General features: G+C 75.9%; 13 protein-coding genes. 4 read left to right on the forward strand and 9 right to left on the reverse strand.

Annotation, left to right across the window (positions count from 1 at the left end):
• The first annotated feature begins 81 nt into the window (after positions 1 to 81).
• The gene (locus FHU37_RS22590) at positions 82 to 2,322 is read left to right on the forward strand and encodes a HelD family protein (RefSeq protein ID WP_512699031.1); all 2,241 of its coding nucleotides are present in this window, start codon (positions 82 to 84) and stop codon (positions 2,320 to 2,322) included.
• A 77-nt stretch (positions 2,323 to 2,399) separates the two neighbouring features.
• Here the strand turns inward: FHU37_RS22590 and FHU37_RS22595 are convergent, their stop codons facing one another.
• The 7 genes from FHU37_RS22595 to FHU37_RS22625 form a co-directional block, all read right to left on the reverse strand.
• Positions 2,400 to 3,308 carry a Vgb family protein gene (locus FHU37_RS22595; RefSeq protein WP_179816526.1) on the reverse strand — a complete coding sequence of 303 codons (909 nt, stop codon included), beginning with the start codon at positions 3,306 to 3,308 and terminating at the stop codon, positions 2,400 to 2,402.
• Positions 3,309 to 3,408: 100 nt separating this feature from the next.
• Positions 3,409 to 5,106, reverse strand: coding sequence for a ribosomal protection-like ABC-F family protein (gene abc-f, locus FHU37_RS22600; protein ID WP_218904763.1), 1,698 nt, complete (start codon positions 5,104 to 5,106; stop codon positions 3,409 to 3,411).
• A 208-nt stretch (positions 5,107 to 5,314) separates the two neighbouring features.
• Positions 5,315 to 6,085 (reverse strand): MBL fold metallo-hydrolase, encoded by a 771-nt coding sequence (locus tag FHU37_RS22605; protein WP_179816528.1) that lies wholly within the window; start codon positions 6,083 to 6,085, stop codon positions 5,315 to 5,317.
• A gap of 103 nt (positions 6,086 to 6,188) precedes the next feature.
• Positions 6,189 to 6,797: an ABATE domain-containing protein gene (locus FHU37_RS22610; RefSeq protein ID WP_179816529.1), complete on the reverse strand. Its 609-nt coding sequence runs from the start codon at positions 6,795 to 6,797 to the stop codon at positions 6,189 to 6,191.
• A gap of 45 nt (positions 6,798 to 6,842) precedes the next feature.
• Positions 6,843 to 8,075 carry a GDSL-type esterase/lipase family protein gene (locus tag FHU37_RS22615; protein ID WP_179816530.1) on the reverse strand — a complete coding sequence of 411 codons (1,233 nt, stop codon included), beginning with the start codon at positions 8,073 to 8,075 and terminating at the stop codon, positions 6,843 to 6,845.
• Between the two features lie 145 nt (positions 8,076 to 8,220).
• Complete coding sequence (locus tag FHU37_RS22620; RefSeq protein ID WP_179816531.1) at positions 8,221 to 8,790, reverse strand: TetR/AcrR family transcriptional regulator; 570 nt, start codon at positions 8,788 to 8,790, stop codon at positions 8,221 to 8,223.
• Between the two features lie 88 nt (positions 8,791 to 8,878).
• The gene (locus FHU37_RS22625) at positions 8,879 to 9,541 is read right to left on the reverse strand and encodes a class I SAM-dependent methyltransferase (protein WP_179816532.1); all 663 of its coding nucleotides are present in this window, start codon (positions 9,539 to 9,541) and stop codon (positions 8,879 to 8,881) included.
• 171 nt (positions 9,542 to 9,712) lie between these two features.
• Between FHU37_RS22625 and FHU37_RS22630 the strand changes: the two genes are divergently transcribed.
• The 3 genes from FHU37_RS22630 to FHU37_RS22640 all read left to right on the forward strand — a co-directional run bounded on the left by FHU37_RS22630 (position 9,713) and on the right by FHU37_RS22640 (position 12,036).
• Positions 9,713 to 10,177, forward strand: a complete 465-nt coding sequence (locus tag FHU37_RS22630; protein ID WP_179816533.1) for a helix-turn-helix domain-containing protein — start codon at positions 9,713 to 9,715, stop codon at positions 10,175 to 10,177.
• Positions 10,152 to 11,051, forward strand: a complete 900-nt coding sequence (locus tag FHU37_RS22635) for a hypothetical protein (protein ID WP_179816534.1) — start codon at positions 10,152 to 10,154, stop codon at positions 11,049 to 11,051. Before FHU37_RS22630 ends, FHU37_RS22635 begins: the two co-directional genes overlap by 26 nt.
• A gap of 661 nt (positions 11,052 to 11,712) precedes the next feature.
• Positions 11,713 to 12,036, forward strand: a complete 324-nt coding sequence (locus tag FHU37_RS22640; RefSeq protein ID WP_179816535.1) for a DUF2516 family protein — start codon at positions 11,713 to 11,715, stop codon at positions 12,034 to 12,036.
• A gap of 180 nt (positions 12,037 to 12,216) precedes the next feature.
• Here the strand turns inward: FHU37_RS22640 and FHU37_RS22645 are convergent, their stop codons facing one another.
• Positions 12,217 to 14,304 (reverse strand): sensor histidine kinase, encoded by a 2,088-nt coding sequence (locus FHU37_RS22645; RefSeq protein ID WP_179816536.1) that lies wholly within the window; start codon positions 14,302 to 14,304, stop codon positions 12,217 to 12,219.
• On the reverse strand, positions 14,301 to 15,671 hold the full coding sequence (locus FHU37_RS22650) for a PP2C family protein-serine/threonine phosphatase (protein WP_246451329.1): 1,371 nt from the start codon (positions 15,669 to 15,671) through the stop codon (positions 14,301 to 14,303). The genes FHU37_RS22645 and FHU37_RS22650 overlap by 4 nt, the downstream gene beginning before the upstream one ends.
• Positions 15,672 to 16,452: the final 781 nt, after the last annotated feature.

Below are 16,452 nucleotides of genomic sequence, written 5' to 3' on the forward strand. Positions count from 1 at the left end.
CCTTACTGGGTTCACGTATGCTTCCCGGTGTTCGGCGCACGGCCGGACCGAGGCGGAACAGGCGTGAGAAGGTCGCGACGGATGACGGCAACCGAACGGGAACGGGGACGGCGGCGGACACCGCGAGGCCGCCGGCCGGACGCAGTGGGCGGGTCCGACGCGGTGGGCGGGCCGGAAGCGGTGGGCCGGCCCGGCGCGCCCGCCGGCCCCCGGCCGGCCGAACCGGGCGGCGGCGCGCTGGACCGGGAGCGCGCCTACCACGAGGCCTGCCGGGCGGCCCTGGCCGCGATGGTGCGGGACGCCGGCGACCAGGTCGTCTCCGGGGAGAACGCCTCCGCCGACGGCGCCAGCGCCGAGGCGCTCGGCAGACGCCTGCGCGGCCGGGCCCGGGACCTGCGCGAGGAACCCGACCGGCCGCTGTTCTTCGGCCGGCTGGACTTCGACGACTCCCCCGACGGCGGCGACCACCGCGGCCAGAGCTACCACATCGGACGCCGCCGGATCTCCCCCCACCCGGCGGCGCCACCCATGGTGATCGACTGGCGCGCCCCGGTCTCCCGCACCTTCTACCAGGCCAGCGCCCGCGACCCGCGCGGCGTGGCGGTGCGCCGCCGCTTCGGCTGGGCCCCGGGCAGCCACGGCGCCGCCGAGGACCTCACCGGCCTGGAGGACGAACGCCTCACCGCACGCGCCGGCGCCGGCGTCCACGGCGGCGTCGACGACCGCGCGGACGGCCCCGCCGGCGGCAGCCGCATCGTGGCCGGCGAGATCGAGCGCCCACGGGTCGGGCCGATGCGCGACATCGTCGCCACCATCCAGCCCGAGCAGGACGACCTGGTGCGCGGCGGCCTCGCCGACTCCGTCTGCGTGCAGGGAGCCCCCGGCACCGGGAAGACCGCCGTCGGCCTGCACCGCGCCGCCTACCTGCTGTACACCTACCCCCAGCGGATCCAGCGCGGCGGCCTGCTCGTCCTCGGCCCCAACCGGGCCTTCCTGCGCTACATCGCCGAGGTGCTGCCGGCCCTCGGCGAGATCGACGTCAGGCAGTGCACCATCGAGGACGAGATCGCCCGCCACCCCGTGCGGGCCACCGACGGCGACGCCGCCGCGGCCGTCAAGCACGACGTGCGGATGGCCGCCGTGCTCGCCCGCGCCCTGTACGGCCGGGTGCGGCGCCCCGCCGAACTGCTCACCGAGCCGCTCGCCGTCCCCGACGGCTCCTACCGCTGGCGCGTCCCGGTGGAGGAACTCGACCGCGTGGTGGCCGAGGTGCGCGCGCAGGCACCCCCCTACGCGGTCGGCCGCGAACACGTCCGCTCCCGCACCGTCGCGCTGATCCAACGCCAGGCGGAACGGCGGGCCGGCCCGCCCGGCAACGAGTGGCTGCGCCGGATTGGCCGGGCGAAGGCCGTCACCGCCTACCTGGACGCCGTCTGGCCGGCCACGCGCCCGGAGGAGGTGGTGGCCGCGCTGCTCGGCGACCCCGCCGCCCTCGCCGAGGCCGCCGACGGCCTGCTCACCGCCGGGGAACAGGCGGCGATCAGCTGGCCGAAGCCGCCGCGCACCTTCCGCACCGCCCGGTGGTCGGCGGCCGACATGGTCCTGCTCGACGAGGTCGCCGGCCTGATCGAGCGGCCCGCCGGCTACGGCCACGTCGTCGTGGACGAGGCCCAGGACCTCTCGCCCATGCAGTGCCGGGCGATCGCCCGCCGGGTCGACTTCGGCTCGATCACCGTGCTCGGCGACCTCGCCCAGGGCACCACCCCCTGGGCCGCCGACAACTGGCCCGAACAGCTGGCCCACCTCGGCAAGCCCGACGCCGCCGTCGTCCCGCTGACCACCGGCTTCCGCGTCCCCGCGGCCGTCGTCGCGCTCGCCAACCGGCTGCTCGACGCGCTGCCGGTGGACGTCCCGCCCGCGCGTTCGCTGCGCCGCGACGGCGAGCTGCGGATCGAGCGGGTGGAGCGGGGAGACGACCTGGCCGCGGCCACCGTCGCCGCCGTGCGGGAGGCGCTGGCGCGGGAGGGCTCGGTCGGCGTCATCGCCACCGAGCCGGACGCGGCCCGGGCGGGCGCGGCGCTGCGGGCGGCCGGCATCCCGGCCGCCGGCGTCGAGGAGATCGGCACCGCGGCCCGGGTCACCGTGCTGCCGGCGACGGCCGCGGACGGGCTGGAGTTCGACCACGTCGTGGTGGTGGAGCCCGCCGCCATCGAGGCGGCCGAGCCGCGCGGCCGGCACCGGCTGTACGTGGTGCTCACCCGCGCGGTCTCCCGCCTCCACCTCCTGCACCACCGGCCGCTGCCCGCCCCCCTCGCCGACTGAGTGCGGCCCGGCGCTGCCCGGCGCGGCCCGGCGCTGCCCGGCGCCCACGCCGGTCACCGGGCGGCGCCGGCCGGCGGTCACCGGCGCAGCCGGGCCACCTCGCCGACCTCCAGGGCGACGTACACGGCGCCGTCCGGCCCGACGGTGAGGCCGTGCGGTTCCGGCGCCGGGGCGGCCGGGGGCGGCAGCTCGTACTCCTCGAACCGACCGCCGGGCGTGACGTGTCCGATCCGGCCGGTGCCCCAGGCGGTGAACCAGCAGCCGCCGCCCTCCTCGTCGGCGACGATCGCGTGGGGGCGGCACGCGCGGTCCGGCAGCGGGAACTCCGTCACCCGGCCGTCCGCGGTGACGCGTCCGATCTGGCCCGCGCCGATCTCCACGAACCACAGCGCGCCGTCCACGCCGCGGGTGATGCCGACCGGCGCGGCCCCGGCCGTGGGCAGCGGGTGGACCGTGACCGCGCCGTCGAGGGCGATCCGGCCGACCGCGTCGGCCTGGTTGAGGGTGAACCACAGCGCCCCGTCGGGGCCGGCGGTGATGGCGGAGGGGAAGCCGCCGGTGACCGGCAGCGGGAACTCCGTCAGTCGGCCGTCGGTGGTGATCCGGCCGATCCGGTCCGCGCGGGTCTGGGTGAACCACAGCGCGCCGTCGGCGCCGGTAGTGATCCCGAACGGCCCGCCGTCCGGGGTGGGTGTGGGGAAGGACGCCGCCGTGCCGTCGGTGGTGATCCGCCCGATCCGGTGGTCCTGGGTTCGGGTGAACCACAGGGCGCCGTCCGGACCGGTGGTGATGACCGTGGGGCCGCAGGAGGCGGAGTCCAGCCGGTGGCGGTCGACGCGGCCGTCCGGCGTCATCCGCGCGATCTCCCCGGCGTGCACCAGCGTCAGCCAGAGCGCGCCGTCCGGGCCGGTGGTGATCGAGTACGGCCCGGCCGACGCCTCGGCGACGGGCACGCGGGTCAGGGACTGGGCGGTGCGAGGGGGCACGGGACTCCCGGTGTGAGGTGTGAGGGTTCTCGGACGAGGTGTCGGACGTGGGACGGCGGGGGCGGGCGGTGCAGGGCTGGCCGGCTGGGCGCCGGGCCGTTCACGCCTCCGCGCCGCGCAGCGCCGGTGCGGCGGCCCCGCGCGGTGCGGGCGTGCCGCTCGGCACGGGGCCGCGGGAGGCGCCCCGGGCCGGAACCGCGAGGTGGGCGCCACGCCAGCGCTGCCGCAGCCGGCGGTCGTGGCTGACCACGACCAGCGCGCCGTCGTACTCCGCCAGGGCGGCCTCCAGCTCCTCCACCAGGGCGGGGGAGAGGTGGTTGGTCGGCTCGTCCAGCAGCAGGACGTCGGCCGGTTCGCTGACCAGCCGGGCCAGGGCGAGGCGCTGCCGCTGACCGGTGGAGAGCCGGCCGACCGGCACGTCCAGCCGGTCGGGGGCGAACAGCCCCAGGGAGAGCAGCCGGGCGGCGTGTTCGGCCGGGTCGCCCGCCCGTCCGCGGGCGAACGCCTCCAGCAGGGTGGCCTCCGGCCGCTCCGGGCGGGGCTCCTGGGGGAGGTAGCCGATCCGCCCGCCGCGCACCACCCGCCCGCCGTCCGGGGCCAGTTCCCCGGCCAGGACCCGCAGCAGGGTGCTCTTGCCGGCGCCGTTCGGCCCGGTCACCAGCAGCCGCTCACCCGCCGCGACGCTGAGGTCGAGCGGTGCCAGCCGGCCGTCGACCCGGACGCCCTCGGCGCGCAGCACGGCGCCCGACGGCCGCCCGGCGCGCAGTGAGGCGGTGAACCGCAGCGGTTCGGGCGGGGGCGGCACCGGCTCGGCCAGCAGGCGGCGCAGCCGTTCCTCGGCGGCCCGGACCCGGCTGGCCACGGACTGCTGGACGCGTCCGCCCGCCCGGTCGTAGGCCATCTTGTTGCCGTCCCGCATCGCCCGGCCGGGGGCCACCCGGCGCGCGGTGGTCGCGGCCGCCTCGCGGAGCCGGTCGGTCTCGGCCCGCCAGTCGGCGTGCGCCTGGGCCTGGCGCTGCCGCGCGGCGGCGCGCTCGGCGAGGTAGCCGGCGTAGCCGTTGCCGTACCGGACGACGTGGTGGCGGTCGCCGTCCACCTCCAGCAGGGTGGTGGCGACGCGTTCCAGGAAGACCCGGTCGTGGGAGACGGCCACGGTCGTGCCGCGCCGGGTGCGCAGGTGCTCCTCCAGCCAGGTCAGGGCGTCGTCGTCGAGGTGGTTGGTCGGCTCGTCCAGCAGCAGGACCTCCGGGGCGGCGGCGAGCACGGAGGCCAGCCGCAGCCGCACGAGTTCCCCGCCGGAGAGCCCGCCGACCGGGCGGTCCCGGCGCAGCCCGGTGAGTCCGAGGCCGTGCAGGGCGCGTTCCAGCCGGGCGTCGGCGTCGTAGCCGCCGCGCAGCTCGAAGACGGTGAGCAGGTCGCCGTACTCGGCGAGGCCGGAGGCGTCGCCGTCGGCCATCGCGGCCTCCAGCCGGCGCAACCGCTCCGCGAGGGACCGCAGCTCGCCGAGGGAGCGGTCGATGACCTGCTGGACGGTCAGGTGACCCGGCAGCGTCTCGTCCTGGGCCAGGTAGCCGATGCCGCCGTCGGCGGAGCGGATCACCTCGCCCTGGTCGGGCCGTTCGCGGCCGGCGAGCAGGCGCAGCAGGGTGGTCTTGCCGGAGCCGTTCTCCCCGACGATCCCGGTGCGCTCGCCGGCGGTGAGGGAGCAGGTGACCGCGTCAAGGACGGGTCGGCCGTCGTAGGTCTTGGTGACGGCGAGGGCGGTGAGCTGTGTGGGCACGCGGACACTCCGAAGCATTCGAGGGCGGTGCGGCCGTGTGGGACCGCGGGACCGGGTGAACGCTTCGGAAGAGCATCGGCGGCTCCTTAGTGCGACAGCAGTTGCATTAGTCATGCTGCCATGGCCGCCCCGGCGGCGCAAGCCGTTTCGGGGTGTGCGCGCCGTTTCGTGGGCGCGAGCCGTTCCGGGGGCGCAAGCCGTTCCGGGGGCGGCCAGGCGTGCGCGGTCAGTCCAGCTCGACGCGGTCGATCAGCCCGGCGGCGGTGAAGGCGTCCACCAGGGCGTCGCGGCCCTCGGTGAAGTGGGCCCAGCCCTCGTAGTGGACGGGGACGATCCGGCGCGCCCCGAGGATCGCGGCGGCCTCCGCGGTCTCGGCGCTGTCCAGGGTGAGCAGCGCGTTGTCCAGCACGCCGGTGCGGACGGCGCCGGCGAACAGCACGGCGGTGTCGACCGGGTCGAAGCGCTCGGCGATCCGCCGGACCCGGTCGAGGGAGGCGTTGTCGCCGCTGACGTAGACCGTGGGCAGGCCGTCTCCGGTGAGCACGAAGCCGACGACGTCGCCGGTGGTCGGCTCGCAGCCCTCGGGGCCGTGCAGGGCGGGCACGCCGGTCACGGTCACGGTGCCGCCGCCCGGGCGCTCCAGCTCGACCGCCTCCCAGTCGGCCAGGCCGCGGGCCGTGCCGCCCAGGCGGCCCGCGCCGCTGGGGGTGGTGAGGGTCAGGGGGACGTCGGCGAGCAGGGCGCGGCCGGAGTGGTCCAGGTTGTCGGCGTGCTCGTCGTGGGAGAGCAGGACCGCGTCGACGCGGCCGAGGTCGTCGGGGGTGCCGGAGGCGGGGGCCGTCTTGGTGAGGACGCGACCTCCCCCCGCGGGGTACTCGCCGGGGGCGTCGAACGTCGGGTCGGTCAGGAACCGGAGGCCGCCGTACTGGATGAGGGCGGTCGGGCCTCCGAAGGTCCGGACCAGGACCCGCTCATCTGTCGTGTACACACCAGACATGGGAATACCTCACGTTTGCTCAAGGGACTATCCGTGAGATGAGCGTAGGGGCTTCTCACGGATGAGCGCAACTATTAACGTGAGGATCGCTGGAGGCCCGGCTTCAGTCGGCCGTGGACCGGGAGCGCCGGGCGTAGGCGCGGGCCGCGCGGGCCCGGTCGCCGCAGCGCACCGAGCACCAGTGGCGGCGCCCGGCGCGCAGCAGGAAGCGGTTGCACGGCGCGGAGTCGCAGGCGGCGAGGCGTTCGGCGTCCGGACCGGTGAGCAGATCGGCGGCGTCGGCGGCGAGGAGCCCGAGGGCGTGGTCGACGATCTGGTCGGTCGGATGCACGGTGCCGCGGTACAGGCCGCGTTCCGGATCCCAGTGCAGCAGCGAGGCCGTGGGGACCCGGCTGAGCGCCTCGTTGACGGCGGCCAGCGCCTCCGGCGGGGCCGGCAGCGCGCCGGTCCGGGCCACCAGCAGCGCCCTGACCTGGTCGCGCAGCGCCCGCATCCGCGCCGCGCAGACCTCCTGCAGCCCGGCGTCCGCCGGGGCCAGGCCGCCCTCCACCAGCCAGCGCGTGGCGGCCTCCGGCGTGCCCAGCAGATCGACGGACTGGCCGCCGGGCAGGCGGACGGCGCTGTTGGCGAAGTGCAGCGCGGGGTACTGCTCGGCCCCCGGCGCCGGTGGCAGAACGGTGTCGAACGGCTCGGCGGACACGGTCTCCTTCATGGCTCTCACGGTACTGCCTGCGACAAACCGTGACGAAGGCCCGCGTCAGGGACGCGGGGCGGACGCGCCGGGGCCGTCGGCGCCGGAACCGCCCGCGCCGGAGCCGTCGGCGAACGGACCGCCCGCGGCGAAGGCCAGCTCGGCGAAGCGCTCGCCGATCCGGCGGTGGGTGGCGGCGTCCGGGTGGAGCTGGTCGGGCAGCGGCAGCTCGGCGAAGTCCGCCTCGCCGTACAGTTCCAGTCCGTCGAGGTAGTGCAGGTGGGGGTCGTCCGCCGCCCGCCGCCGCACGAGGCGGGACAGCTCCTCGCGGATCACGCCCAGCGTCAGCTTCCCGGCGGCGCGCTCGGCCGGGTCGCCGGTGGCCCGGAAGCGCAGCTCCCCGGCGCTGAGCGCGGCGAAGTCGAAGGCGCCGGGGCCCGGGGTGTCCTCGTGGATCGGGCAGAGGATGGGGGAGACCACCAGCAGCGGGGTGTCCGGGTGCCCCTCCCGGATGGTGTCGAGGAAGCCGTGGACGGCCGGGACGAAGGCACGCAGCCGCATCAGGTCGGCGTTGACCAGGTTGATGCCGATCTTCAGGCTGATCAGGTCGGCGGGGGTGTCCCGGATGGCGCGGGCGGTGAAGGGGTCGAGCAGGGCGCTGCCGCCCAGACCGAGGTTGACCAGCTCCACGCCGCCGAGGGAGGCGGCCAGCGCCGGCCACGTCGTGGTGGGGCTGGCGGCGTCGGAGCCGTGGCTGATCGAACTGCCGTGGTGCACCCATACCCTGCGCCCCCGGTCCGGTACGGGCTCGACGGGGGCGTCGGTGCGCAGGGCGACGAGTTCGGTGGTCTCGTTGTGCGGCAGCCAGATCTCGACGTCCTTCATCCGGTCGGGGAGGCCGGCGAAGCGCAGGGTGCCGGCCGGTCCCGGCCGGCTGCTCACCGTCCCGGTGCTCATGTCGATGGTCACGGTGTTGCCCCCGGCCACGGTGGCCTGGCCGCTCAGACGGCCGTCCACCAGCAGGTCGTACACGCCGTCCGGGCGCGGCGGGGCGCCCACGTACACCCGCTTGGTCGGCAGGGTGTCCAGCTCCACGGCGGTGGCCCGGGTGCGGAAGGCCAGTCGCACCCCGGAGGGCTGCGACTCGGCCATGGCGAGTTGGGCGTCGGCGCACTGCGCGCGGGCCCGGGCGGGCAGCCGGTGCGGCAGCACGCCGTGCGCGGTGCGCTCCAGTTCGAGGGCGCCGCGCAGGAGGTCCGCGGTGACGGGGGTGGTGATCCAGTGCTGCTCGGTGTGCATCGTCCAGCCTGTTGGTCGAGGTTCTCGTGGTGTTCCGGCCCTCCGGGCGCCGTCGCGGCGCGCCGTCGCTCCGACGCGCCGGTCGCTCTCTGACGCGCCGTCGCTCCGACGCCCCGGCGGCTCCGCCGACGCGGGGCGGCCGGCGTCAGCGCGCGGGCCAGTTCCGCAGCAGGGCGTCGAGGGCGTCCAGCACGCGGGACCACGTCTCCTCCGAGTTGGGCGCGCTGTGGCTGAACCCGCCCGCCGCCTCCAGGCTGACGTAGCCGTGGAAGACGCTGCCCAGCAGCCGGACGGCGTGCGTCTGGTCCGGCTCCGCGAGGTCGTAGCCGCGCAGGATCGCCCGCGTCATCTGCGCGTGCCGGCCACCGGCGCTGGCCGCCGCCGTCTCCGGGTCGAGCCGCAACTGTGCCGCGGCGTACCGGCCGGGATGCTCCCGGGCGTAGTCGCGGTAGACGTTCGCGAAGGCGAGCAGCGCGTCCTTGCCGGCCCGCCCGGCCAGGGCGTCGGCGGCCCGGTCGGCGAGTTCCTCCAGGGCGAGCAGCGCGATCCGGGTCCTGAGGTCCTGGGAGCTCTTCAGGTGCGAGTACAGGCTCGCGACCTTGACGTCGAACCGTCGGGCCAGCGCCGAGACGGTGACCTGCTCGAAGCCCACCTCGTCCGCCAGCTCTGCCCCCGCCCGGGTCAGGCGCTCCGTGCTCAATCCCGCGCGTGCCATACCTCTGCCAAACCCTTTCAGCCGTCTTCCATAATTGAGTGTGCAGCAGCCTAATGGTTGTAGGCAAATGCCTGGGTGGCGATTCGCGTCACGACCCCGTGGGCTTGTGGGCGAGGAAGAAGCCCTGCCGGCCCTGCCGGGGCCGCTCCTGCTCGTCGGGCTCGCGGATCATCCGGGCGTCCATCACCAGGCCGGCCCCGCCCATCAGCTCGGAGACCTGCTCGGGCGGCATCCAGTAGACGTCCAGCGACACCTCGTGGCCGTATGCCTGGTCCATGTGGCGTCGCAGGTCGCCCACCTTGAACGCCAGCAGCATGTGGCCGCCCGGGGCCAGCACCCGGTGGCACTCCGCGAACACGGTCGGCAGCACCTCCGGCGGGGTGTGGACGGTCGAGTACCAGGCGACGATGCCGCCGAGACTGTCGTCCGCCAGCTCCAGTGCGGTCATCGACCCCACGTCGAACCGCAGCTCCGGGTGCGTCCGGCGCGCGACGGTGATCATCCCGGGGGAGAGGTCGATGCCGAACGCGTCAACTCCGAGCGTGTGGAGGTGGGCCGTGACACGCCCGGGGCCGCAGCCCAGGTCGGCGACCGGCCCGGTGCCCGGCGCCCGCACGAGCTCGGAGAACGCGGCGAGCATGGCGCGGTCCAGCGGCTTGGTGTCCAGCTCGTCACGGAAGAGCCTGTCGTAGTCGACGGCGACGGTGTCGTAGGACGCCCGAGTGGTGTGCAGGTAGGTCGCTTCGGTCATGGCCGACGACGGTAGCCCCGGCGCCGCCCTCCCGGCGGTGGACCGGCGTGGCGGTTTCGGCCAGATGTTCGGTGCGCGGCGTGCGGCGTGCGGCGTGGCGTGCCGCTGGTGTGCAGCCTGGAGCAAGCGGCGTGCTTGCAAAAGTTAGCGACGGGGTGTCAGGATGGCGGCATGGCCACCCTGCCGAAGGTGGGCACGCTCGGCGAGTACATCCGCGAGCAGCGGCGCAACGCGCGGTTCTCGTTGCGGCAGCTCTCGGAGGCGGCCGGGGTGTCCAACCCGTACCTGAGCCAGATCGAGCGGGGCCTGCGCAAGCCCAGCGCGGAGATCCTCCAGCAGATCGCCAAGGCGTTGCGGATCTCCGCCGAGACCCTCTACGTCCAGGCCGGCATCCTCGACGAGCGCGACGAACACGCCACCGGCGAACGGGAACTGCGCTCGGCGATCATGGCCGAGCCCGGTCTGACCGAGCGGCAGAAGCGCGTGCTGCTCGACGTCTACGAGGCGTTCCGGCGGGAGAACGCGATGGGCCCGGCGCCGGAGCCCGCAGCCACACCGTCCACGGCCGGAGTCGACGACGCCGCCGGCGACCACGTACCGGGGGAGACCCATGCCGAAGCTGCCCAACGTTCCTAACCTGCCGCTGCCGGACGCCGAGGACGTCCGCAGGGTGCTGACCGACCCCACCCCGCTCTACGCCGCGGCCGGGGTCGGCGACCTCGCGGTCAGCGCCCTCAAGGGCGTGCCTGCCCTGCTCTCCGCCGCCACCGCGCAGGTCCAGCGCTCGCTCGCCGACCCCGGGCGCGCCGTGGGCGAGGCGGCCCAGACCGTCGGCGAGGCGGCCCAGCAGGCCCGCGAGACCCTCGCCGGTGCCGTCGCCGCGCTGCCGCCGCTGGCCACCCGGCCGGTGGACGCCCGACGGCTGCCGGAGCTGGCCCAGGACCTGGCGGCGCTGTCGCTGGGGCGGGCGGCCGAGGCGGCGGTGCTGGCCAAGGAGACCTACGACGGCCTGGCCGAGCGCGGCCGGGACGTGGTGGCCACCCGCTTCGGCGGGCCGGCCGCCTCCACCAGCCCGAAGACCGACGCGGGGCAGCCGGAGGCGTCGGCCGGCTCCGGCGCGGCGGGCACCGCCACCGCCGCCGAGGAGGAGGACGAGGAGACCACGCCCTCGGCGGACAAGGTCGCCGTTCCGCCGGAGGACGCCGAGGACGCCCCGGCTGCCGAGGGTGCCGCTGGGGGCGGCGCGGCGGGCGCCACGGCCGTCTCGACGCCGGTGGCCGCCCCGGAGCCGGCAGTGACCCGGTCGGCGGAGACTGAGGCCCCTGCGGAGAACGAGGCCCCTGCGGAGACGGAGGAGCCGGCGGCAAGCAAGGCCGCGGGCGCCAAGCGGCCGAGCCGCAAGTCGGCCACCGCCAAGAGCGCGGGCGCCGGCCCGGCTGCCGGGCGGACGAAGTCTGCCGCCGCCTCCGCAGAGGAAGCACCGGCTGCCGACCCGGACGCCACCGCCTAGTTCCTCCCCACCGCTCCCCAGGCCGCCTGCCGCCGCGGCCTGGGGAGCGGTGGCCTCGGCGCGCCTGTGCGGGAGAACGGCGGACGCGCCTGTGCGGGAGAACAGTGGAGGGGCCCAGCCACCTCCTGGAGGCACCCTGCCAGGAGCGCATCTCACAGGACCACACCTCGGGTGTCACACCCGTTCCACCACTCACACAGGCAACACCCGTAGGGGGCCCGAAGGGGGACCCCCTTTCCTAAGGATTTCACGCGGCGACGACCCGGCGCAGCCCCTCAGTTTCCGCCTGTGGATAACTCCACCACCCGCCTTTCCCCCGCCCTCCCATCGCCTTGGCCCTGCCCTTCCCTCTCTTCCGGCAGCCCTCTCCCTGTCTTCCGGTCGTCCCCCTCCTGCCGTCCACCTGTCCTCTCCCTGCCTTCTCGCCGCCCCTCCAGTGGCCTTCCGGCGGCCATTTCGCCGGTGCTCCCCGGCGGTCCCCGGGGCCCGGACGGAACGAGACGATCGGGTTATCCGCTATCCGGGCACAACGGGTGCGGCCGGAGCGTTGGACGGGTAGGAGCCGTCTGCGACGGCATCGACGGCCGCCCGACCGGCGGTGGGGGCCGTCCCACCCGGGGCCGGGCTGCCCGGCCGCGGTGACCGGCGATGAGGAGGACAGATGCTGTCCGGTTCCCTGACGGGAATGACGTACGTGTTGTTGCAGTACGCGGTGCTCGCGTTCGAGGTGTTCGCCCTGGTGGACGCCGCGATCCGGCGGGACGACGCCTTCCGCGCCGCGGACAAGCAGCGCAAGAGCTTCTGGCTGCTGATCCTCGGCCTGGCCGCGCTGTGCACGCTGCTGTTCGGCTGGCTCGGCATCTTCGGCATCGCCGGCCTGATCGCCACGATCGTCTACACGGTGGACGTCCGCCCGGCGCTTCGGCGGGTGACCGGCGGCGGCCGCGGCGACAACCGGCGGATGGGCCCCTACGGCCCCTGGTGAGCGAACGGGGTGGCCGCGGCGGGGCCAGGCCCCGCCGCGGCCACCACGCCCACGCCCCTCACGCCCCCACGCACCACACCATTCCGCACCACATCACTCCGCACCACGCCACCCCGCGCACCACACCACCGCGCACCACACCGCCCCGGCACGTCCGGAAGGCTCCGGGCCGCCCCGGCGTCACGGCTTCTCGTGCCCCGCGCTCCGGCCACCCTCGCTGCCGCCCCCGCCCCCCGGGCGGGCGGCGTGCGGGTCGGCGCCGACCCTCCTGCCGTGCCCGGTCCCGGCGATCGGGATCGTCCAGCAGAACGCCGCGCCCTGCGAGGTCTGCGTGTCCAGCCAGATGCGCCCGCCATGGTGCTCCACGATCTTCCGGCACAGCGCCAGCCCGATGCCGGTGCCCTCGTAGTCCTCGCGAGTGTGCAGCCGCTGGAAGATCACGAAGATCCGCTCCGCGTGCCGCGGATCGATGCCGATGCCGTTGTCGGCGCAGCGGAACACCCACTCCGGCCCGTCCGGCCCGTGCTCGTCCCGGCGGACCGTGAGGCTGACGTACGGCGGCCGGTCGGGGGCCCGGAACTTGATCGCGTTGCCGATCAGGTTCTGGAACAGCTGCCCCAGCAGCACCCGGTCGCCGACGACGGTCGGCAGCGCGTCGGCCTCCACCACCGCGCCGCTCTCCTCCCGTGCCGCCGCCAGCGCGAACATGGCGCGGTCCAGCACGTCGTCCAGCGACACCTCGGTCGGTTCGCCGCCCATCCGACCGACCCGGGAGAACGCCAGCAGGTCGTTGATCAGCGCCTGCATCCGGCGCGCCCCGTCCACGGCGATGGCGATGTACTCGTCGGCCCGCTCGTCCAGCTGGCCCGCGTAGCGCCGGGAGAGCAGCTGGCAGAAGCTCGCCACCTTCCGCAGCGGCTCCTGCAGGTCGTGCGAGGCGACGTAGGCGAACTGCTCCAGCTCGGCGTTGGACCGGCGCAGCTCCGCCGCCTGCTGGTCGAGCTGTTCGCGGGCCTCGTCCGCGCTGTGGTAGCTGGCGACGATGGAGCGGCGCATCAGGTCCACGTCCTCGCTCAACTCCAGCACCTCGATCGGTCCCGGCACCATCACCCGGCGGGCGTAGTCGCCCTGGCTGACCGCCCGCACCTGGGTGCCCAGCTCCCGGATCGGCAGCACCACCTTGCGCCGCACGGCCAGCAGCAGCGACCACAGCACGGCCACCAGCACCACCCCGATCAGCCCGAACAGACCCCACATCGCGTGGGTGGCGGTGTCCAGGTCGGCGCGCGCCCGGGCCCGTTCCTCGTCCAGGTGGCGCTGCTGGGTGGCGATGGCGTCGCGCACGTCGTCGAAGAGCGCCTGGCCGAAGTAGGCGCGGGCGTCGGCGGCGCCGGGCCCGCCGGTGCGCACGGCGGCCACGGCCGGCTCGGCGTACTCGTCACGCCAGTTCCGCTCGGCCTCGACGACGGCGGCGAGGTCCTCGGCGAGCTGCCCCCACTCCCGGCCCTCGACGGTGGTGCGGCTGAGGATCCCCACGGCCACCCGCGACTCCTGCTGGCCGAGGGCGTAGGGCTGGAGGAACTCGGAGTCGGCCGTGCTGAGGTAGCCGCGCACGCCGGTCTCCTGGTTCAGCAGCGCGCCTTCGAGCTGCCGGGAGGCGGTGATGGCCGGTTGCAGGCGGTCCATCACGTCGTCGCGGAGCACGGTCACCCGGTAGATCGCCCAGCCGCCGAGGCTGAGCGCCACCACCAGGGTCACCGCCAGGATCACGAACCCGCCGGCGACGAGCGTGCGCAGCCGGCCCGGATGCCAGGGGCCGTAGCGGGACGGCGGGACGGTCCGCCGCCGGCGGCGGGGCAACCGCGCCGTGGCCGCCCGCCCGGGCACGCCACCGCCGGCCCGGTCACCGCCGACTCCACCGCTGCCGACTCCACCGCCGCTGGCCCCACCGCTGCCGACTCCACCACGGCCGGTGCCATCGGCGTCGGGCTCCCGCGTCGCGCCGGCCGGCGAGGCCGGAGTGCCCGCGTCGCCGCCCCGCTCGGCGCGGCCGAGGAGCCGTCCGCCGCGCCCGATCCACCGGAACCGGCCGCCGGAGTTGGTCGCCCGCGTCCGACCGGGCCCGCCGGTGGGCGCGGCGGCGGAAACGCCGCCGCGCGCGCCGGCGCCGTCACCGGTGGCGGCGTCCGGGGAAGACGCGGCCGGGTCCGGGCGGCCGGTCGTGTGCTCGCCGTCGCCCGGGCCGGTCGTGGCCGTCCCGCCGCTCATGGCCCGATCCGGGAGCCGTCCCCGTCGCGGCCCAGCAGCAGAACGGCGACGTCGTCGGTCAGCGGGCCGTCGTTGATCCGCTCGACCCTGGCGATCAGCCGGTCGATGGCGCCCGCGTCCGGCGGACCCTCGATGGGCGCCAGCGCGCCGAACTCGGGTTCGCGCAACAGCTCCACCAGCCCCTCCTGTCCCAGCCGGTACGAGCTGCCCGGGCCCGTCCGGCCCTCGATCAGGCCGTCCGTGAACAGCATCAGCCGCCACGACGCCCCCAGCGGCACCTCCACGCCGGGCCAGTCGCCGCCCGGCAGCAGACCCAGCGCCGGCCCGCCGGCGTCGGCCGGCAGCAGGTCGGCGGGCCCGCCGTCGACGCCCAGCAGCAGCGGCGACGGGTGGCCCGCGGAGTGCACCAGCGCCGAGCGGCCGTCCGGCCGGATCGCCAGCGTGCACAGCGTGACGAACACCTCGTCGCCGGACCGCTCGTGTTCCAGGATCCGCTCCAGGGTGGCCAGCAGCTCGCCGCCCTGGCTGCCGGTGAAGATCAGGGTGCGCCAGGCGATGCGCAGGCACACGCCGAGCGCGGCCTCGTCCGGGCCGTGACCGCACACGTCGCCGATCACCACGTGCACCGTGCCGTCGTCGGTGCGCACGGCGTCGTAGAAGTCGCCGCCGAGCAGGGTGCGGCTGCGCCCCGGCCGGTAGCGCGCCTGGAAGGCGAGGTCGGAGCCGTCCAGCAGCGGCGTCGGCAGCAGGCCGCGCTCCAGGCGGGCGTTCTCCTGGGCGCGCAGCTCCGACTCCACCAGCCGCCGCTGCGACTCGTCGGCGCGCTTGCGTTCGACGGCGTAGCGGATCGCGCGGGTCAGCAGCGAGGCGTCCACCTCGTGCTTGACCAGGTAGTCCTGCGCGCCGTGCCGGACCGCCTCGGCGCCCCGGTGGGCGTCGGCGAGCCCGGTGAGGACCAGCACGGCGACGTGCGGGTCCAGGCGCAGCAGGTGGCGCAGGCCCTCGAAGCCGGCCGTGTCGGGCAGGCCGAGGTCGAGCAGGACGCAGTCGACGCCCGTGGCGAGCTGGCCGGTGGCGTCGGCGAGGGTGCGCACCCAGCGCACGTCGAACTCCACGTCGCCCTCGGTGAGCAGTTCCTCGACGAGGAGGGCGTCGGCGGCGTCGTCCTCGACCAGCAGCACCACCATGCGGGTGTCGTCGCCGGAGCGCTGGTGCGGCACGAGGTTCGGCTGGGCGGCGTCGGTGGCCCGTGGCGTGCCGCCCGGGGTGGGGGCGCTGCCGGGGCCGGTGACGGGGCCGGGAACGGGGCCGCTCGGCGCGGCGGTGCCGGGGACGGCCGTCCGGGCGGCAGGGCCGGGCGGCGGCAGGATGCGGCGCGGGCGGGGCGTCGCCCCGTCGCCGGGGCCGGTCCCGTCGCCGGGGTGGGCCACTTCGCCTGGGCCGGTCACGTCGGCCGGGCCGACCACGTCACCGGGAGTGGTGGCGCCGCCGTCGTCGGACGGCCGGGGCGGCGAGCCGGCGGCGTTCGCGGAGGAACCCTCGGGGTCGGCCGGTCCACCGGAACCGGAACCACCCGACCGGGTCGGCCCGTCCCACACGGTGGCGGCGCCCGGGATGGTCGGTCCGGTAGGCCCGGCCGGCGGTGTTCGCGCCGGCTCCGGGCCACCGGCGGTCCGTGGCGTTCCTGGGGATCCGTCGTCGTGGCCCGACATCGCCTCGCCTCCTTCCCTGCTCGTCCGCTGCGGCCTGTCCTGTCTGCTTCGTGCGGTCCGGCGCGGTTCGGCCGATCCGGCGCCGGTGTCGACCGGTTCCGGCCAGACCCGGATGGTGCGTCCGGCCCTGGCGGATTTGTCCCGTACCTGCCGCTTCGCCCAGCCGGAGCCGTTCCTGGTTCCGACCGGTGGGGTCCGCGCTTCGGTGTCGGTGGCACCCGCAGGTCACGGAGCGGGCACCCCGGGCGGTCCCGCGCCAGGCACCCTAGGCCATCGCCGCGCCGGTGTGCCGTCCGCTGCGTCACGCTTTCGCGCCTGGGCGGGTTGTGCGGTTCGCTGCCCAGGTGACGTTCGTCACAAACCGGACGCTCAGCGTTTCGCGGCCGGACCACCGGAACGTGACCCTCGCCGACGGCCGCCGTGGCCGCCGCGGGCA

Origin of the sequence: Allostreptomyces psammosilenae (genome assembly GCF_013407765.1) — a bacterium.
GTDB classification, from domain to species: Bacteria; Actinomycetota; Actinomycetes; order Streptomycetales; family Streptomycetaceae; genus Allostreptomyces; species Allostreptomyces psammosilenae.